Origin of the sequence: Pseudochrobactrum mosebachae (assembly GCF_048914685.1) — a bacterium.
In the GTDB taxonomy this organism is placed as follows: domain Bacteria; phylum Pseudomonadota; class Alphaproteobacteria; order Rhizobiales; family Rhizobiaceae; genus Pseudochrobactrum.
This window is the reverse complement of the sequence record NZ_CP128408.1, coordinates 210,898-229,127: the sequence shown is the minus strand read 5'-3', so window position 1 is coordinate 229,127 and position 18,230 is coordinate 210,898. Positions and strand designations below refer to the sequence as shown.

The following is an 18,230-nucleotide window of genomic DNA, read 5'->3' as shown; positions in this document are numbered from 1 at the left end:
TGACCATGAACAGCCGCAGTCGATTGCAGGAGCTTTTGCCCAAGCTTGTCTTGGCACCGAGCTTTTTTATTATACTTGTTTTTGTTTATGGCTTCATTGCCTATACCGGCATTCTTTCGGTATCCGATAGTAAAATGTTGCCATCCTATAATTTTGTAGGGCTATCTAATTATTCCAAGCTCTGGGCTTTGCCACATTGGTGGCGGGCTATATCCAATCTGGCGATTTTTGCCTCGCTTTATATTATCATATGCTCTGCTCTGGGGCTGTTTCTGGCAATTTTGCTGGATCAGAAAATCCGCGGTGAAGGATTTTTGCGCCCGATTTATCTCTACCCTATGGCACTGTCATTCATCGTTACCGGCACGGCGTGGAAGTGGTTTCTTGATCCCGGCATTGGCCTTGAAAATACGATGCATCTCTGGGGGTGGGAAAGCTTTCACTTCAATTGGATTAAAGACCGTAATTACGCAATTTATTGCGTGGTCATAGCGGCCGTGTGGCAGTCATCCGGCTTTATCATGGCAATGTTTCTGGCAGGGTTGCGCGGGGTTGATAGTGAAATTATCAAAGCGGCACAAATTGATGGTGCCTCGGCATTTACCACCTATCGCCGTATTATTATTCCTATGATGCGGCCGGTGTTTTTGTCGGCCTTTGTGGTGCTCGCGCATCTTGCGATCAAGGCCTATGATCTTGTGGTGGCATTGACGGGGGGCGGCCCCGGCCAAGCAACAGAGCTTCCGGCAACCTTTATGTATTCCTACACTTTTACCCGTAACCAGATGGGGATCGGCGCCTCTTCTGCCATCATTATGCTCGCCATGATTTTCTCTATTATTATTCCCTATCTCTATTCCGAAATTCGCGGAGGGAGACGCTGATGAATAGCTCTGCACATGCCCAAAAAACGATTTCGAATGGCAGGCTCTTACGAGCGCTGATCTATACAATATTGCTGATTTTTATGGTTTATTACCTGCTGCCGCTTTATGTGATGGTGGTAAACTCCTTCAAGCCGCTGGAAGAAATTCGCCAGGGCGGAATGTTGAACCTTCCGCAGACATGGACAATAGAACCGTGGTTGTCGGCATGGTCAACGGCGCAGATCGGCGTGCAGCCAACCGGCCTGAAACCGTTTTTCATTAATTCGATTTTGATGGTGGTACCTGCGGTTGTCATCTCTACCATGATTGGTGCGCTCAACGGCTATGTGTTGGCGAAATGGAGCTTTCGCGGTTCCAACCTGTTTTTCGGGCTGTTACTATTGTCATGCTTCATTCCGTTTCAGATCGTTCTTATACCTATGGCGCGTATTCTCGGCATGTTGGGGCTTGCCGGTTCAATCTGGGGGCTGATCATGGTGCATGTTATCTATGGTATCGGTTTCACCACACTGTATTTTCGTAATTATTACGAGGCTTTTCCGACCGAGCTGGTAAGGGCTGCACAAATTGACGGCGCTGGTTTTATGCAGATATTTCGGCGAATTTTGTTGCCGTCATCCGGCCCTATTATCGTAGTGTCAGTGATCTGGCAGTTTACAAATGTCTGGAATGATTTTCTGTTCGGCGCATCATTCTCGGGTGCAACCTCAACCCCGATGACTGTGGCGCTTAATAATCTTGTTTCATCGTCCACAGGGGTCAAAGAATATAATGTCCATTTTGCAGGCGCTATTCTTGCCGCTCTGCCAACGCTGATCGTTTACATCGTTTCCGGCCGCTATTTCGTGCGTGGTCTGATGTCCGGTGCTGTTAAGGGATAATTCATGTCATTTCTTAAAATTACCAACCTGCACAAATCTTACGGCAATGTAGAAATTCTGAAAGATATAAACCTTGAGATTGAGGAAGGCGGGTTTCTGGTTCTGGTTGGCCCTTCTGGCTGCGGTAAATCGACTTTACTCAACACGATTGCCGGACTAGAGCCTATTAATGCAGGCGATATTACGATCAATGACCAGTCGGTTATCGGGTTGCCACCCTCAAAGCGCGATATTGCCATGGTGTTTCAGTCCTATGCGCTTTATCCTAATATGACAGTTGCCGGAAATATTGCTTTTGGTATGGAAGTGCGCGGCATCCCGAAAGATGAACGCGAAAAAGCTATTCATCAGGTGTCAGAAATTTTGCAAATCGGGCATTTGCTCGATCGCAAGCCAAGCCAGCTCTCAGGCGGGCAACGGCAGCGTGTGGCTATGGGGCGGGCGCTGGTGCGCAACCCGCAAGTCTTTCTGTTTGATGAGCCTTTGTCGAATCTCGACGCCAAGCTGCGTGTAGATATGCGCACAGAAATTAAACGCTTGCATCATCGTATGAAAACCACAATTGTCTATGTGACCCATGACCAGATCGAGGCAATGACGCTGGCCAGTAAGATTGCGGTCCTCAAAGATGGTGTTTTACAGCAATTCGGCACGCCGGCTGAAATTTATAACCAACCGGTCAATATGTTCGTGGCTGACTTTATGGGCTCTCCGGCGATGAATCTGCTGACGGTTACAGTAGAACAAGGTGCTGACGGTTTGGAAGTTGCGCTTGAGCGCCCGCAAAGTGAGCCTTTGAAGCTGCCGGTGTCACCCGGTTTAGAAGCCCTGCAAGCCTATGCCGGCAAACAAGTAATAATGGGAATCCGGCCTGAAGCATTGACTGATCCTGATGGTACAGACCGTAATGCCGCAACAATTGCGGAAGGCGAGTGTCATATTGAGGTGGTAGAGCCTGCCGGTTCCGACACGTTTGCGGTTGTTAAGCTTGGCGGCAAAGAGGTTGTGGCGCGTTTGAGAGCCGATGCGCATATTTTAGCTGGGCAAACGGCACGGCTGGCTTTCAACCTCGATAAAGTTGTGTTCTTTGATCCTGATACGCAACAGCGGATAAAATAGATGTGTATCAATGAGCTGGAGAACCGGCTCATTGCACAGGAGTGTCATGAGCTGAGCTGTAGAGCTTAGAATATTTTATTATCAAGTTGAAATAACTTGATAGGTTTGACAATGCGAAAACTCTAAATTCTAGGGCGAGGGCTGCGATCCAACCTGATTGTTACCCGCTCTAGTGTTCCTCGACAAATACCTCAATATGATCAGCATGTATGTCTATTCTGATCAATGGAGTGCCGTTGACGATCACTTCCATATGTTCTGCAGAGAGTTGGCCACGGAGAAGCATTTTTTCAAGTCTGGCGCGGTTGGCTTTATCGTTGAAAAATGTGTCTGATTCATCTTCGGGATCCATATTGCCGAAAATATAAAAATTGGCGCGATCCTGTCTGATAATAGCTGCCGCTGAATTCAACTGCGTACCGGTAGAATTGAAATGATCTTTATCACTCAGCCGCGCGCGGTAAGAGTCAATCGGTGTTGCTGCTGCACCGGATACGAGTGTGAAAAACAGAACAAACGAAAACACCGGCCGTAGCATAACATTCCCCCAATATAGTTATGCGGCAGTGTAAACTATTTGTTATTAAATGGAAATATGCTTCAGTGTAGTTTCATTTTGTAAGAATAATAAAGGCGGGGGAAATTATTGAATTTCCCCCGCCTGTTATTCTTAAGCTTTAACTGCTTTCTTAGGCAGCCGTGGCAACAAAATGGTTAGAATGCCGAGTAATGGCAGGAATGAACACAGCCAATACACATATTCAATACCATTAGCGTCAGCATAGCTACCAAGCAGTGCGGCGCCAATGCCGCCGGCACCAAAGGCAAATCCAAAGAACAGGCCGGCAATCATCCCCACACGCCCAGGTACGAGCTCTTGTGCGAAAACCACAATCGCCGAGAAAGCTGATGAAAAGATCAGGCCTATCACCACGCTGAGCACGCAGGTCCAGAACATATTTGCGTAAGGCAGCATCAAGGCAAAAGGAATAACGCCAAGGATTGAGAACCAGATCACAAAACGCGCTCCCATGCGGTCACCGATCGGGCCGCCGAGGAAAACACCGGCTGCAGATGCACCCAGAAACAAGAACAGCATCAGCTGGGCACTTTGAATACTGACATCAAATTTTTCGATAACGAAAAAGGTGAAATAGCTGGAAATACTGGCCATATAGACGTTTTTTGTAGCGGTTAGCACCACCAGAACCAATATAGCAAACATCACGCGTCCCTGCGCAAGTGGCAGAGTACGGTCTGCGGGTGCTTTGTTCTTATTCTGACGTTGCTTTTCGGCATACCAGCGGCTCACACGGGTAAGCGCAATAAAGCCAATAACGGCAATCATTGCCAGCCACGCAACACTGGACTGACCATTTGGCAGGATAATAAACGCTGCGAGCAGCGGTCCGAGCGCAGAGCCGAAATTGCCGCCAACCTGAAACAGCGATTGCGCAAAACCGTGACGCCCGCCTGAAGCCGTGCGCGCAACACGCGATGCTTCCGGATGGAAAATAGCCGAACCAAGACCGATAAGGCTCGAGCCTATCAGCAATACAGTATAGCTGTCAGCATTTGCTAGCAAAATCAAACCGATAAATGTGCTGACACTGGATAGGGGCAGCGAATAGGGCATTGGCCAACGATCTGTGACGAGACCAATAACCGGCTGTAAAAGCGAAGCTGTGACCTGAAATGTCATGGTCAGAAGCCCGATCTGGCGAAAATCGAGATTATAGTTGGCTTTGATCAACGGATAAATCGCTGATAATAGCGATTGCATAATATCGTTGAACATGTGGCAGAAACTGACAACGACGATCAGGGATACGGCTGTTGTTTCGGCAATTTTGGGTGACTGGCTGGTCACGGTGGTCATTGCAAGTGCTCCGGATATGTTTATGCTTTTTATATTACGCTGCCATGCCTAACAGCGCAGGGCAAACAGTCTTTGATCATGACAGAGCTGTTATCGTTTATTCTTAAGCAAACTACGTTGTTTCTGATGTCTCGCTGTTGAAGCATTTTCATTTTTAGTTGCAGCAGAAAATGGCTCAGTTTATTTTAACGCGCATTTTACTCCGAATGTTGTTTCACATATTTCGACATGCGCTTTAACTCTTGCTTAGTCTGGTTTGCTCTGGCCTGCTTTCGTGCTAAGGACGTAAAGTTTTTCAACTGGGCCAACTCGATGCAGTTTTATAGTTCAGATAATATAAATCGCCGGATTGCTGATGCGATGCATCTGGTGGAACATGCATCAGAGCCGGTTGTAGCACTGGCACGGCACTATCCCTCTGGCTTACATATTGCACTGCATAAACATTCAAGAACCCAGCTTCTCTATGCAAGCTCTGGTGTAGCATTGGTAACCACAGAGCGCGGGCGCTGGATGATACCGCCCGATCATGCGCTGTTAATTCCGCGCGGTGTTGAACATAAAGTGGAAATGTTTTCTGCGGTAGAAATGCAGTCGGTTTATATGTGCGACTATGACAGCGGCGACTATCCGCTGGTTTTGTCTGTTAATGAACTCACCCGTAGCCTCTTGGGTGAGGCTGTGCAGCTGCAAATGCCCGATAGCAGGGATGAGCGCAGCGGGTTGCTATTTGCTTTGTTGCTGCATGAGATCAAACGTTTGCCTATACGCGAACTTGGTCTGCCTTTTCCGCAAAAACCGGCATTGGTCGATTTGTGTAAGGCTTTTTTGCTGACACCAGATCCCGCAGCCAGCATTGATCAGTGGGCCGAAAAAATGAGTATGAGCAGACGATCCTTTACCCGTTTGTTTAGAGCGCAAACCGGCGTGAGTTTTGTAACCTGGCGCCAGCAGGCTTGTATTTTTGCGTCACTCCCCAAGCTTGCCTCGGGTGAGGCAATTACCTCTGTGGCATTCGACATCGGATATGAAAGTGCTGCCGCTTATACTACGATGTTCAAACGAATGCTTGGCAGCTCGCCGCGCGATTATATGCGCCAGCAGGCCGGATATATGGACTAACCGGTTATGTCTTTAAAAAAATAAGGTTTTTCATCAATCTAAAGTGGAGAAATGTCAGTTTTTATTGCGTCGTCATTTATTGTCCGGCACTATCATCTTAAATTATAGCTTATAGCGGGAAGCCTTTTGCCACTTTCAGGTTCATAGCCAAGTGGCCAAATGTTTCAAAGGGGCAGAATGCAGTCTTTTTTTAGTATTTCACCGGGTTTTATGTTCGCATTATTCTTTATTTGCGGGATAGTTTTCTATTTTATCGGCGTGCTTTGCTTGCGTATTTTTGCCCGTCAGGCATCAAAAGATATGCTGACATTACCGATTGGCGCCTTTATCAGCACAGTTGCAACCGCATGGGCGCTGGCACTGGGGTTCGTGGCAGCTGATATCTGGGCAGTCAATAGCCGTGCTGATCAGGCTGCCAGTGAAGAGCGCTCATCGATCACACGTATGCTGGGTATGGCACGCCCTGAAGCGTTGAATGATCCGGTATTGCTGAAAGCGCTCGGTGTATATCGTGTGGCTGTGGTGACTGAGGAATGGCGTAAAGGTGCTAATTCAAAGCCCTCCCGTTCTGTTGAAGAGGCTTTGCAGGTCATTCGCATTGCACTGATAAGCATGGCCAGAACGGATATTCCAGGCGCATTGATGGGGCAAATGGTGCAGGATTTTGATGAGATGCAGGATGCACGCAATACGCGTCTTGCACTTGGTTCCAGCTCGATCAATCATTATAAATGGTATCTGGTATTTTTCCTCACGGTTTTATCGCTGGTTGTTGTCGCTGCCGTGCATGCAGACCGGCCGAAAGCAGGGCGCAAAGCGCTGGGTATTTTTACCGTGACAGCGGTTATGAGTCTGTGGATTTTAGCTATTCATGCCAGCCCTTATCGTGGTGTCGGGCGATTGGAGCCGACAGTGTTATTTACCAGCCAGAAGACTGCCTTTGCATTGCCTGATGCCTTTCACAAATAAGCGGGCAGGGATTGCCAACAACATTATTTACTGAGCACATTATACAGATCATGACAGAGCAGGTAGGATACGATGTACAAACATATATTGATCGCCACAGACGGATCTGAACTCGCAGAAAAAGGTCTTGAACAGGGTTTGCAGCTCGCATATCAGCTGGGTGGAAAGCCTGCATGTAAAGTAACTGTTCTCACAGTTACTGAGCCTTTTCCGATGATGGCAACGGCCAGTAGTGCTGGCTGGATTGCCAGCCCCAAAGACATTGAAATCTATAATGATAATCAGCAGCGTCTGGCGCAGGATGTGCTGAAAAATGCCGGTGAGAAGGCTGCGGAAACTGGCGTTAGCGTGGAGTTGAAGCATATTGCCGACCGCTGGCCCGCCGAGGCGATTATTGAATATAGCCAAAACAGCGATGTGGATCTGATTGTTATGACATCACACGGGCGCCGCGGTATTGGCCGCTTGCTGTTGGGTAGCCAGACCAGTGAAGTATTGGCGCATACCAAAACAGCAATTCTTATTGTGCGTTAAATTATGAGTTTTCTCAGCAATGAACTGTCGCAGACAGTATGGCACTGTCTGCGGCAGTTTTACGTTTACTGTTCAATTATGGCTTTGACGCTTTGAGAACATAATTGGTATCCGGTGAAATAATAAAGTCTTTGACCTTATTCGAAACAACCGCCACTTCAGTCAGCTGATACAGCATGGTGAACGGGCTGGTGTCGCGGAATTCCTTTTGAATATCCAGATATTGCTGATTGCGCTTATCGGTATCGCTCTCCATTACTGCAGCGAGCGTTTTCTGCGTCAGCTCAGGAATTTCCCATGAGTTACGCCACGCGCTGGTTTTGGATGTTGCATTATCGCTATTATCCAGATTGGTAGCGAAAGTGTCAGCATTGGTGTGCGGATCCCAGTAATCAATACCCCACTGGCCGATATAAATATCATGCTTACGGGCACGGTATTTAGTTAGGGTTTGCTTGCCGTCGCCCGGAATGATTTCCAGCTTGATATTGGCTTTCGCAAAAGTTTGCTGAATGGATTCAGCAATGCCGGTTACCGGCTGGGTATTGCGAACGTCCATTGTAATGGTAAAACCGTCTTTTAGTCCTGCTTTTTCAAGCAGTTCTTTGGCTTTTTCAACATTCTGAGTGAAAGGTTTTTCTTCCGTTGAGCCGAGCATGCCCGCAGGAAGGAAGTTTTGATGAATCGTTCCTACACCCTTAATCAGCGTGGATTGAATGGCGTCATAATCTACCAGATATTTTACCGCTTCACGCACTTCAGGCTTGGCAAGGGTTTCGTGCTGCTGGTTAAGGCTGAAATAGTAGATTGTACCCTTAGGAGCGCTGGCCGTATGGAAACGGTCGTCTTTGGCAAGCGCTTCAAGGTCGCCCGGTTCCAGATTACGGGCAATATCAATGTCACCGGCATCAAGCATAATGCGCTGTGAAGCGCTTTCTTTAACCGAGCGATAGATAACGCGCTTGAGAGGTGGCTGCTCGCCGCCATAATTATCATTACGTTCCATCATGATAATTTCATTCGGGCGCCAGTCTTTGATCATATAGGCGCCGGAACCGGCATAATTACGTTTCAGCCAATCATGACCGAAATCGTTGTCAGCTTTTGAATCGGCTGTCGGAGTGAGCGGTTTTGCGTGCTCTTTCACCAGTTTACTATCTACAATAGAACCAACTGTTGCTGTAAGGCAGTTATAAACGAAGGAAGGAGCAAAGGCTTTTTCCGAGGTGAAAATCAGCGTGTGATCATCTTTAGCGTAAATTTTTTCATCGACATTATCTTTAGTCAGACCAAATTGGCTCAGAATAAACACAGGGCTCTGATCCAGTTTCACTGCCCGCTGCAACGAAAACGCGGCATCATGTGCAGTAATCGGATTGCCGGATGCAAATTTCTGATCTTTTTTGATTATAAATGTAAAGGTCTTGCCATCTTCACCAACACTCCAGCTTTCTGCAATATCCGCATTGAGTTTGGACGGATCGCGATAATCTGTGCGTAACAAACGGCCATAGCTGTTGGCCAGAATTTCAGAAGCTGAAATTTCAAAGGATTCAGCCGGATCAAGCGATATAACATCATCAATTGTCATGCCGATGACCAGAGTGTCTGCAGGTGTTGCAGCCTGTGCTGAACCGGAAAAAACGGTGCCTGTTAATGCGGTGCTGACGGCCAGCGCATAAAAAAATCGTTTATGTTTTCGTTCAAAGTTAAATGGCATCAGAGTCATATTTAGTTCCCCTTCATTCAATTTTGTTGTGTTTTTGGGACGGTTTTAATTACCATCCAGAGTTCTTCTGCCTCACAAGACCGAGCCTAAAGAAACTAATCTAAAGCGCAAACTGTATTTTTATATTTTAAAACACTTATCCCATTAAAATCACTTGTCGTTTATGGCTGGCTTAACAGCATGGAAATACCTTGGCCCACACCGACACACATGGCAGCCAAAGCATGATGAATACCGCGTGTGTGCAGTTCAATGGCTGCGGTCAAAGCCAGTCTGGCACCAGACATCCCCAGCGGGTGACCAAGAGCAATGGCGCCGCCATTCGGATTAACATGCTCCGCATCATCATCCAGCCCGAGTTGACGCATACAGGCGAGCGCTTGCGCGGCAAAAGCTTCATTAAGCTCAATCAGCCCGATATCAGCCATGCTTAAATGATGGCGCTGCAGCAATTTATTGGTGGCGGGCACAGGGCCGATACCCATAATGCGCGGGGCAACACCGGCAGTCGCCATACCGCTGACTTTTGCCAGCGGGGTTAGCCCGTATCGCTCGACAGCCAGTTTCGAGGCGATAATCACTGCTGCCGCACCGTCATTGACACTAGAGGCATTACCGGCGGTAATTGTACCGTTTTCACGGAAAGGGGTGGCAAGACTGCCGAGTTTTTCCATTGAGGTCTCACGCGGCTGTTCGTCTTGCGCAACCACAGTGGTTGCGCCTTTGCGCCCCGCAATCACATAAGGTGCAATTTCCTGAACAAAGCGCCCGTTCTGGATAGCCGCAGCAGCGCGCTGCTGGCTGCGTAAAGCAAAAGCGTCCTGATCTTCGCGGCTGATACCAAAATCGGCACTCAGATTTTCAGCCGTTTCCGGCATGGATTCTGTGCCGTACTGGCTATTTATCTGCGGATTGATAAAGCGCCAGCCGATTGTGGTGTCATAAACCGCATTTTGACGCTGAAACGCGGCATCGGCTTTGGGCATCACAAAGGGGGCACGCGACATGCTTTCAACCCCACCGGCAATGATAATATCAGCTTCGCCCAGTTTAACTGCCCGTGCAGCATAGCCCACCGCATCAAGGCCTGAGCCGCACAAACGGTTTAGTGTGGTTGCGGCCACGCTCTCACCAAGGCCGGAGAGCAACACCGCCATGCGGGCAATATTGCGATTATCTTCACCAGCCTGATTGGCACAACCGAAAACAACTTCGTCAATATTTTCCGCGGCGAGCGAGGGAAAGCATTTAAGCGCCTCGCGGATCGTATGTGCAGCCATATCATCGGGCCGCACAGATGACAGTGCACCACCATAACGACCAATAGGTGTACGAACACCGCCAATAATATAGGCTTCACTCATAGTGTTAGTCCTTATTATGTTGAGCGGCAAACATCGGGCCGCCTTTATGTGCGGGAAAGCCATAGCCATTGATCAATACCAGATCGATATCGCTCGCACGGGCAGCAATGCCTTCGGATAGGAGCTTCTCGCCCTCAAGAGCCATCACATTCAGCAACTGGCTGATAATGTTATGTGCAGTGAAACGACGAGGTGTGATGTTTTTTTCTGTGCGCACGGCTTCGATCAGCACGGTAATATCAGGATCAATCTGCCGCTTGCCTTGAGGGTAAATATACCAGCCTTTACCGCTTTTCTGGCCGAAGCGTCCGGCTTCACACAACCGGTCAGCAATCTGGCAATAGGGTGCTGAGGGATCGCGCATTGAGGCTTCTCTACGGCGTTTTGCCCAGGCGATTTCGAGCCCGGCCATATCGTAAACCGCAAATAGCCCCATGGCGAAACCATAATCTTCCAGCGCGGCATCAATTTCATGTGGCAAAGCGCCTTGCTCAAGCATAAACTCTGCCTCGCGGCGATAGGCCGAGAAAATCCGGTTACCAATGAAACCCTCACAAACCCCGCAGATAGTGGCCAGCTTGTTTAGCTTTTTAGCAACTTCAAGCGTGGTTACGAGCACCTCAGCTGCTGTGCGAGCGCAATTAACCACCTCGAGCAACCGCATAATATGCGCCGGCGAAAAGAAATGCATGCCCACCACGCGCTCGGGATTGCTGATCTGTGCAGCAAGCTCATCAGGGTTGAGATAGCTGGTATTGGTAGCAATAATCGTATCTGCACGCACAGTGCCATCAAGGCGGCGAAACAGGTCAGACTTCACATTATAATCATCAAACACCGCTTCGATCACCAGATCGGCAGCGGATAGTGCGGTGATATCAGCACTGACACTGAGATTTGCTAATTGGTTGTTGAGTGCAGCTTCACTGAGGCGACCGGATTGAAACTGCTTTTGTAACAATGCAGTAATGCGGGCATGGCCGGCAGCGGCGGCATCAGCTGTTTGCTCATAGCCGATAATTTTATACCCGCCGGCAAGGGCGGCCACGGCAATGCCGGAGCCCATTAATCCCGTACCGGCAATACCGATCACTGACACTTTACGGGCTGTATAATCTGCAAGTGCCTCATGCTTGCCAGCCTCGCGCTCGGCAAAAAATACATGGCGCAAAGCCTTTGCCTCATCGCTTTGCCGCAGACGCAGAAAGGTTGCGCGCTCTTCAGCTAAGGCCTCGTTCACGGGCAGAGTGGCAGCAAGTGAAACTATGCGCACGGCTTCTGCCGGCGCCGTGCGACCACGGGCTTTGACTATGATTTTATCTGCGGCTGCTTGTATGTCATTCGCATTTTCTGCTGGCAGCTCCAGTGCTGTGGTGCGCCGTATAATCGTTTTGGTACAGGTTATGACTGCCTGCCGCAGTGCATTGGCAAAGCTGTCTGCAGCACTGATCTGGTCAATTAACCCGTATTCAAGCGCTTGCGCGGCAGTGATGGTTTTGCCGGTGCCTATCATATCCAGTGCTGTGACCATACCGGTTAAACGTGGCAGGCGCTGCGTACCGCCGGCACCGGGGATAAGGCCGAGCTTAACCTCTGGCAGGCCGAATTTTGCGCTCTCCACTGCAATCCGGTAATGGCAGGCAAGGATGATCTCACAGCCACCGCCCAGTGCTGTACCATTAATCGCTGCAATGACCGGTTTGGTTGCGGCTTCAATCCGTGCTGTAACCTGTGGCAGTGTCGGGTCGCTCGGCGGTAAGTCGAATTCTTTGATATCCGCACCGGCGGCAAAGAACTTACCCGCGCCGCTCATGGTGATAGCGTGAATATCAGCGGCAATTTCAGCCTGATCCAGTGCCTGCATCAGCCCTTCACGAATGGCTGCCGAAATTGCATTTACCGGTGGATTGGCAATGGTAAGATGCAATATGCCATCCTCGATCATGCCGCTGACAGCGGATGAATAAAGGATCGGATTTGGCTTCTCAGAAGGGCTGTGCGTGCTCATATTTTTTAATCCGGCCTGTTAATCTGGCACAACGGCTGTAACCTGAATTTCGATTTTGGCACGGTCTTCAATCAAACCTGCAACCTGTATGGCAGCCATAGCTGGAAAATGTTTGCCGATCACTTCGCGGTAAGCCTGCCCAAGACCGCGCATATTGGCTTTATATTCAGCCTTATCAGTGAAATACCATGTCATGGTGGTGATGTGTTGCGGCTCTGCACCGTCCACCGCCAGAATTGCGACAATGTTTTTGAGGGTCTGGCGAACTTGCTCAACAAAGTCGTCGGTTTCAAATTCACATTGCTCATTCCAGCCGATTTGGCCGCCGATAAACACGGTACGTCCGCGTGCGGAAATACCATTGGAATAGCCGATTGGTGCGATCCAATTATCCGGCTGTAAAATTTTATGCATCATATGTCTCCAGAAGATTAAACTGCGCGGCGCCACGGGCGATCCTGCGTCAGAGATGGGCTAAGCGTTAAACAGATTTGAGCAATTCACGGGCGATGATCAGCTTTTGCACTTCAGTTGCGCCTTCATAAATCCGCAAGGAACGGATCTCACGATAGAGCTTTTCGGTGATAGCGCCGCTTTGCACACCGCGCCCGCCAAACATTTGCAAAGCACGGTCAATAATCATCTGTGCGGATTCTGTGGCTGCCATTTTTGCCATGGCGGCCTGCTGGGTGGTGGGCAGCCTTTGCACATCACGGCGATAGGCCGCGCGATAGGTCAGCAGAGTTGCGGCCTCGAGCTCGGTCGCCATGTCGCCAAGGGCTGCCTGCGTTAATTGCAGATCGCTGAGTTTTGCGCCAAACATCTGGCGCTTGCGGGCATGATTGAGTGCCTCATCTAAAGCACGACGGGCAAAACCTAGCGCTGCTGCGGCAACAGATGCACGAAAAATGTCGAGTGTGCGCATGGCAATTTTAAAGCCTTCGCCACCAGCGCCCAAACGCCGTGATGCGGGAATACGGCAATTGTCGAACCGGATGGTTGCCAGCGGATGTGGGGCAATTACATCAATACGCTCAGCGATGGAAAAGCCCGGATCTGTGGCATAAACAACAAAAGCCGAAATACCGCGTGTGCCTGCTGCCTCGCCGGTACGGGCAAACACCGTATAGACATCGGCAATACCGCCATTAGAAATCCAGGTTTTCTCGCCATTGAGACTATAATCGTCACCGACTTGCTCGGCTTTGCATGTCATGGCGCCGACATCAGAGCCTGCTTCTTTTTCAGACAATGCAAAGGCTGCAATCCATTCACCGGATGTGACTTTTGGTAAAACTGCCTGTTTGAGTTCCTCTGTTCCGGCAAGGCCGATAGCACCGGTGCCAAGCCCTTGCATAGCAAAGGCAAAATCTGCCAGCCCGTCATGCCATGCCAGCGTTTCACGGGCGAGGCAGATGATCCGTGAATCAATTTCAGACTTGCCATTATTACCGGTTACCGCATTGAGCAATCCGGCCTCACCAAGCAGTTTAACCAGCGCACGACAGGCGGCATCAGTGTCGCTATGGTCAACTGTTTGCAGCACACCTGTTGCTGCAAATGCATTGAGCTTTTGCGCATAATCGCGTTGCGTTTGCTCAAAGAATGGCAATTCAAGGTGCTCATGAACCGGGGCTTCACGGCAAGGTCTGTCTGACATACTCAGTTCCCTTCAAATTCAGGACGGCGCTTGGCAGCAAAAGCTTCAAAAGCACGGCGAAAATCTTGTGTTGCCATGCAAATAGCCTGCGCTTGCGCTTCAGATTCTATCATCTCGTCAATGCCCATAGCCCATTCTTGGCGCATCATGGTTTTGGTTATACCATGAGCAAAATACGGGCCGTCTGCCAAAGTTTTGGCTAGCTTTTGCGCTTCTGCGAGCAGGGTGTCACTGTCATGCAGATGATTGTAAAAACCCCAGTCATTGCCCTCTTTGGCCGACATGAAACGACCGGTATAGAGCAGCTCGGCAGCACGCCCCTGACCGATAATACGCGGCAGAATTCCGCAAGCGCCCATATCCGCACCAGCAAGACCAACGCGGGTAAACAGGAAGGCTGTCTTGGCCTCCGGTGTCGCAAGGCGCAAATCCGAGGCCATTGCCAGAATGGCACCGGCACCGGCACAAATCCCGTCAACCGCGGCGATAACCGGCTGCGGGCATTTACGCATGGCTTTAACCAGATCACCGGTCATACGTGTGAAGGCCAGCAATTCGGGCATTGGCATTTTGGTCAACGGCTCAATGATCTCGAACACATCGCCACCCGATGAAAAATTACCACCGGCACCGGTAACAACCACGGCGCGGATATCGGATGCATAGACGAGATCGCAAAACAGATCGCGCAACTCTGCATAGCTTTCAAAAGTCAGCGGGTTCTTGCGATCCGGACGATTGAGGGTGAGGGTGGCAACACGACCATCTTCACTGACTTCCCAGAGAAAATGCTGTGCCTGATAGGTTTTGAAAGGTTTCAAATGACTGTTCATACTGATGGTTTGTTCGCTCATCCTGCCAATACCTCGCCACCGGCAACCGCAATTGCCTGTCCGTTGATCGATGCGGCATCCGGTGATGCCAGCCATAATACTGTATGTGCCACTTCTTCCGGCCTGATCAGGCGGTTCTGCGGGTTGGTTTTTACAAAATGTGCCAAAGCATCTTCTTCCGAACGGCCGGTCTTGTGTATGATCTGCGCAATGGCCTCGCGAATGATCGGCGTGTCGGTAAAGCCGGGGCAAACTGCATTAACGGTAATGCCCTTCATCGCCAGCTCCAGCGCTAAGGCGCGGGTAAGCCCGATAATACCGTGCTTTGCTGCGCAATAGGCTGAAACATAGGCATAGCCGGTGAGCCCTGCTGTTGAGGCAATATTGATGATCCGCGCATTGTTGCCACTGGATTTAAGATCAGGCAATACTGCTTGGGTCACCTGAAAAACGCCTGTGAGATCAACGGCAATCACCTGTGACCACATTTCCAGACTGGTTTTTTCAAATGGTGCCGAAGGGGCTTCACCGGCATTATTTACCAGAATATTCACGGGGCCGAAAACAGCTTGTGCAGCCTGCAATCCGCGGCTGATCGCTTGCGCATCCGTGACATCAAAACCGCTGGCAATAAAGCAGGCCTTGCGGTTGGTTGCCTGATCAAGCTCAAGACCAAGCTTTTCCAGCGGTTCGTGCCGCCTGCCGGAAAGCGTGACATTGGCACCGGCAATGGCAAATTCACGAGCAATCGCCGCACCAATACCGCTGCCCGCACCGGTAATTAAGACATGCTTGCCGTGAAATTTATCAGTGCCGGTCACTTGGCTCATTTTGTTCTCGCAGTCGTTATTTTTGTGCGGCAGCGGCTGCTGCTTCACGGGCTAAGTTGGTTTCATATTGCGCTTTGCCGGAGTAATATTGTTTTGGCCACGGCACAGAGGTGAGGCCGATTTTTGCTGCCTCATGCAGAACCCATGCCGGATCAGCAAGATGCGGGCGGGCTACTGCGCAAAGATCGGCACGGCCTGCCGAAATAATCGAATTGGCATGATCAGCCTCAGAAATTGCACCCACTGCAATGGTCGGAATACCAACCTCATTGCGGATTTTGTCTGAGAACGGGGTTTGAAACAGACGGCCATAAACCGGCTTTTCGTGTTTAACCACCTGACCGGATGAACAATCGATGAGATCGGCACCGGCACTTTTAAACATCTGCGCAAAGATCGCAGCATCATCCGGCGTGTTGCCGCCTTCAGCCCAGTCGTGGCAGGAGAGGCGGACTGAAATCGGCTTGTCTTGTGGCCATACGGCGCGTACAGCTTCAAACACTTCCAGCGGAAAACGGGCGCGGTTTTCATGGCTGCCACCATAGTCGTCATCGCGCTGATTGGTCAGCGGTGAGAGAAAGCTGGAGAGCAAATAGCCATGTGCAGCATGCAGTTCCAGCCAGTCGGCACCGGTAGAGGCCGCAAGTTGTGTAGACCGGACAAAATCTGCTTTAACCCGATCCATATCCTCACGCGTCATCGCTTTTGGTGTCTGACTATTGACCAGATACGGGCCAGATGAGGCTGAAATCAGCGGCCAGCTCAAAGCCTCATCCACGGGTTGATCAATCCCTTCCCATGCGGGTTTTGTCGCCCCTTTGCGTCCGGCATGGCCAAGCTGAATGGCAACTTTGGCATCACTGTTTTGATGAACAAAATCGACCAGACGCTTCCAGCCGTCGCGCTGGGCCTCATTCCACAAGCCAAGGCAATTCGGCGTGATCCGCGCATCCGGTGAAACGCAAGTCATTTCGGCAAAAATCAGGCCTGCACCACCAAGCGCACGCGCACCGAGATGAACCATATGGAAATCATTAATCAGTCCATCGGTGGCCGAATACATCGCCATCGGTGACATCACAATACGGTTTGGCAGCGTCACACCACGCAGCTGATAGGGTGTGAACATCGGCGGCAGATTGCGCTGGCCGCTCAAAGTTTCAATGTTAAGTCCGGAGTTAAGTCCGGATTTTTTGGCAAACCAGTTTTCATAACCTTCAAGCCATTTTTTATCGCGCAGGCGCAGATTTTCATGGCTGATACGCTGCGAGCGCGTGAGCATTGAATACATGAACTGCTCCGGCTCGAATGTATCGGCATAGCGATGGCCAACCACTTCAAACCATTCCATGGCATTGCGTGCGGCATTCTGAATACGCGCCACATCCACACGGCGGATTTCTTCATACGATTCCAGTGCCGCCGGAATATTGCTCTTATCATGGCCATGAAGATTGAATTGGTTTGTCAGTTCAATCGCATCATCAATCGCCAGCTTGGTACCGGAGCCGATAGCAAAATGCGCGGTATGGGCTGCATCCCCCATCAAAACCACATGTGAGTTACCATTATAATGGCTCCACTTGCCGCAGATAAGCCGGTTGAAATTCAACCATGCAGAGCCGCGCAAATGCCGAGCATTGGTCATCAAAGATGAACCTTCGAGCACTTCTTCAAACAGGTTTTGACAGAAATCGATGGATTGCTGCTGTGACAACTCACTAAGCGCATGCGCCTGATAGGCCTCTTCTGTGGTCTCGATGATGAAAGTCGAGGTTTTGTCGTCAAATTTATAGATATGCGCCTGAAACCAGCCGTGATCGGTTTTGCGGAAATCAAAGGTAAAGGCATCAAATAATTTGTCTGTACCAAGCCAGATATAACGGTTTGGCCGCACCACCATATCCGGTTCAAAAATCTCCGTATAGCGATTGCGGATTTTCGAGTTCAAGCCGTCAGAAGCAATCACCAGATCAGCATCCGGATATTGCGTATCGGCATCCACATCAGTTTCAAATACCAGCTCAACACCAAGCGCTTCGCAGCGTTTTTGCAGGATATTCAACAGTTTTTTACGGCCGATACCCACAAAGCCATGGCCGGTGGTGCGCTGGCGCGTGCCTTTGAACAATATCTCAATATCGTCCCAATGGTTGAAGGCGTCCTGAATCTCTGCGGCACTGGTGGCATCCCAGATTTTCATGGCATCCATTGTCGCATCGGAAAACACCACACCCCAGCCGAATGTATCATAGGGCTTATTGCGCTCAACCACGCGGATATGATGCTCCGGATTGTTCTTTTTCATCAACAGGGCAAAATACAGTCCGGCCGGACCGCCACCGATACAAACGATACGCATGGTCAAATTCTCCCCTTCGATGATCCGGCGGCCAGTGCTGACACGCGGTCATT

16 protein-coding genes are annotated in these 18,230 nt (G+C 50.0%); 6 read left to right on the top strand and 10 right to left on the bottom strand.

Going from position 1 to position 18,230, the window contains the following annotated elements:
* Nucleotides 1-5 precede the first annotated feature (5 nt).
* Genes MP213Fo_RS01030 through MP213Fo_RS01020 form a run of 3 tightly spaced genes read left to right on the top strand, consistent with a single transcriptional unit; the run spans nucleotide 6 to nucleotide 2,887 of the window.
* Nucleotides 6-884, top strand: coding sequence for a carbohydrate ABC transporter permease (locus MP213Fo_RS01030; RefSeq protein WP_421089851.1), 879 nt, complete (start codon nucleotides 6-8; stop codon nucleotides 882-884).
* Complete coding sequence (locus tag MP213Fo_RS01025) at nucleotides 884-1,768, top strand: carbohydrate ABC transporter permease (RefSeq protein ID WP_421089850.1); 885 nt, start codon at nucleotides 884-886, stop codon at nucleotides 1,766-1,768. The genes MP213Fo_RS01030 and MP213Fo_RS01025 overlap by 1 nt, the downstream gene beginning before the upstream one ends.
* A gap of 3 nt (nucleotides 1,769-1,771) precedes the next feature.
* The gene (locus MP213Fo_RS01020) at nucleotides 1,772-2,887 is read left to right on the top strand and encodes an ABC transporter ATP-binding protein (RefSeq protein ID WP_421089849.1); all 1,116 of its coding nucleotides are present in this window, start codon (nucleotides 1,772-1,774) and stop codon (nucleotides 2,885-2,887) included.
* Between the two features lie 169 nt (nucleotides 2,888-3,056).
* Here the strand turns inward: MP213Fo_RS01020 and MP213Fo_RS01015 are convergent, their stop codons facing one another.
* Together MP213Fo_RS01015 and MP213Fo_RS01010 are read right to left on the bottom strand one after the other, a co-directional pair.
* Nucleotides 3,057-3,425: a hypothetical protein gene (locus MP213Fo_RS01015; RefSeq protein ID WP_421089848.1), complete on the bottom strand. Its 369-nt coding sequence runs from the start codon at nucleotides 3,423-3,425 to the stop codon at nucleotides 3,057-3,059.
* 132 nt (nucleotides 3,426-3,557) lie between these two features.
* Nucleotides 3,558-4,766, bottom strand: coding sequence for an MFS transporter (locus tag MP213Fo_RS01010; protein WP_421089847.1), 1,209 nt, complete (start codon nucleotides 4,764-4,766; stop codon nucleotides 3,558-3,560).
* Between the two features lie 312 nt (nucleotides 4,767-5,078).
* On the opposite strand from MP213Fo_RS01010, the gene MP213Fo_RS01005 reads away from it, so the two are divergent.
* The 3 genes from MP213Fo_RS01005 to MP213Fo_RS00995 all read left to right on the top strand — a co-directional run bounded on the left by MP213Fo_RS01005 (nucleotide 5,079) and on the right by MP213Fo_RS00995 (nucleotide 7,391).
* Nucleotides 5,079-5,888, top strand: a complete 810-nt coding sequence (locus MP213Fo_RS01005; RefSeq protein ID WP_421089846.1) for an AraC family transcriptional regulator — start codon at nucleotides 5,079-5,081, stop codon at nucleotides 5,886-5,888.
* A gap of 258 nt (nucleotides 5,889-6,146) precedes the next feature.
* Complete coding sequence (locus tag MP213Fo_RS01000; protein WP_421090958.1) at nucleotides 6,147-6,857, top strand: hypothetical protein; 711 nt, start codon at nucleotides 6,147-6,149, stop codon at nucleotides 6,855-6,857.
* A 72-nt stretch (nucleotides 6,858-6,929) separates the two neighbouring features.
* Nucleotides 6,930-7,391 carry a universal stress protein gene (locus tag MP213Fo_RS00995; protein WP_421089845.1) on the top strand — a complete coding sequence of 154 codons (462 nt, stop codon included), beginning with the start codon at nucleotides 6,930-6,932 and terminating at the stop codon, nucleotides 7,389-7,391.
* Between the two features lie 76 nt (nucleotides 7,392-7,467).
* Here MP213Fo_RS00995 and MP213Fo_RS00990 read toward each other — a convergent pair whose 3' ends face one another.
* The 8 genes from MP213Fo_RS00990 to MP213Fo_RS00955 all read right to left on the bottom strand — a co-directional run bounded on the left by MP213Fo_RS00990 (nucleotide 7,468) and on the right by MP213Fo_RS00955 (nucleotide 18,177).
* On the bottom strand, nucleotides 7,468-9,120 hold the full coding sequence (locus MP213Fo_RS00990) for an ABC transporter substrate-binding protein (protein WP_421089844.1): 1,653 nt from the start codon (nucleotides 9,118-9,120) through the stop codon (nucleotides 7,468-7,470).
* Nucleotides 9,121-9,281: 161 nt separating this feature from the next.
* The gene (pcaF, locus tag MP213Fo_RS00985; protein WP_421089843.1) at nucleotides 9,282-10,484 is read right to left on the bottom strand and encodes a 3-oxoadipyl-CoA thiolase; all 1,203 of its coding nucleotides are present in this window, start codon (nucleotides 10,482-10,484) and stop codon (nucleotides 9,282-9,284) included.
* A gap of 4 nt (nucleotides 10,485-10,488) precedes the next feature.
* Nucleotides 10,489-12,492: a 3-hydroxyacyl-CoA dehydrogenase NAD-binding domain-containing protein gene (locus tag MP213Fo_RS00980; protein WP_421089842.1), complete on the bottom strand. Its 2,004-nt coding sequence runs from the start codon at nucleotides 12,490-12,492 to the stop codon at nucleotides 10,489-10,491.
* An 18-nt stretch (nucleotides 12,493-12,510) separates the two neighbouring features.
* Complete coding sequence (locus tag MP213Fo_RS00975) at nucleotides 12,511-12,906, bottom strand: RidA family protein (protein WP_421090957.1); 396 nt, start codon at nucleotides 12,904-12,906, stop codon at nucleotides 12,511-12,513.
* Between the two features lie 67 nt (nucleotides 12,907-12,973).
* Nucleotides 12,974-14,152: an acyl-CoA dehydrogenase family protein gene (locus MP213Fo_RS00970; RefSeq protein ID WP_421089841.1), complete on the bottom strand. Its 1,179-nt coding sequence runs from the start codon at nucleotides 14,150-14,152 to the stop codon at nucleotides 12,974-12,976.
* A gap of 2 nt (nucleotides 14,153-14,154) precedes the next feature.
* Entirely contained in the window at nucleotides 14,155-15,006 is an 852-nt protein-coding gene (locus tag MP213Fo_RS00965) for an enoyl-CoA hydratase family protein (protein WP_421089840.1), read from the bottom strand.
* Entirely contained in the window at nucleotides 15,003-15,815 is an 813-nt protein-coding gene (locus MP213Fo_RS00960) for an SDR family NAD(P)-dependent oxidoreductase (RefSeq protein WP_421089839.1), read from the bottom strand. Before MP213Fo_RS00960 ends, MP213Fo_RS00965 begins: the two co-directional genes overlap by 4 nt.
* A 16-nt stretch (nucleotides 15,816-15,831) precedes the next feature.
* Complete coding sequence (locus MP213Fo_RS00955) at nucleotides 15,832-18,177, bottom strand: bifunctional salicylyl-CoA 5-hydroxylase/oxidoreductase (protein WP_421089838.1); 2,346 nt, start codon at nucleotides 18,175-18,177, stop codon at nucleotides 15,832-15,834.
* Nucleotides 18,178-18,230: the final 53 nt, after the last annotated feature.

Bases quoted from the DNA above. Each gene is read 5' to 3' on its own strand.
- MP213Fo_RS01030 (WP_421089851.1), top strand. From the start codon at position 6: ATGAACAGCCGCAGTCGATTGCAGGAGCTTTTGCCCAAGCTTGTCTTG.
- MP213Fo_RS01025 (WP_421089850.1), top strand. From the start codon at position 884: ATGAATAGCTCTGCACATGCCCAAAAAACGATTTCGAATGGCAGGCTC.
- MP213Fo_RS01020 (WP_421089849.1), top strand. From the start codon at position 1,772: ATGTCATTTCTTAAAATTACCAACCTGCACAAATCTTACGGCAATGTA.
- MP213Fo_RS01015 (WP_421089848.1), bottom strand. From the start codon at position 3,425: ATGCTACGGCCGGTGTTTTCGTTTGTTCTGTTTTTCACACTCGTATCC.
- MP213Fo_RS01010 (WP_421089847.1), bottom strand. From the start codon at position 4,766: ATGACCACCGTGACCAGCCAGTCACCCAAAATTGCCGAAACAACAGCC.
- MP213Fo_RS01005 (WP_421089846.1), top strand. From the start codon at position 5,079: ATGCAGTTTTATAGTTCAGATAATATAAATCGCCGGATTGCTGATGCG.
- MP213Fo_RS00995 (WP_421089845.1), top strand. From the start codon at position 6,930: ATGTACAAACATATATTGATCGCCACAGACGGATCTGAACTCGCAGAA.
- MP213Fo_RS00990 (WP_421089844.1), bottom strand. From the start codon at position 9,120: ATGACTCTGATGCCATTTAACTTTGAACGAAAACATAAACGATTTTTT.
- pcaF (WP_421089843.1), bottom strand. From the start codon at position 10,484: ATGAGTGAAGCCTATATTATTGGCGGTGTTCGTACACCTATTGGTCGT.
- MP213Fo_RS00980 (WP_421089842.1), bottom strand. From the start codon at position 12,492: ATGAGCACGCACAGCCCTTCTGAGAAGCCAAATCCGATCCTTTATTCA.
- MP213Fo_RS00975 (WP_421090957.1), bottom strand. From the start codon at position 12,906: ATGCATAAAATTTTACAGCCGGATAATTGGATCGCACCAATCGGCTAT.
- MP213Fo_RS00970 (WP_421089841.1), bottom strand. From the start codon at position 14,152: ATGTCAGACAGACCTTGCCGTGAAGCCCCGGTTCATGAGCACCTTGAA.
- MP213Fo_RS00965 (WP_421089840.1), bottom strand. From the start codon at position 15,006: ATGAGCGAACAAACCATCAGTATGAACAGTCATTTGAAACCTTTCAAA.
- MP213Fo_RS00960 (WP_421089839.1), bottom strand. From the start codon at position 15,815: ATGAGCCAAGTGACCGGCACTGATAAATTTCACGGCAAGCATGTCTTA.
- MP213Fo_RS00955 (WP_421089838.1), bottom strand. From the start codon at position 18,177: ATGCGTATCGTTTGTATCGGTGGCGGTCCGGCCGGACTGTATTTTGCC.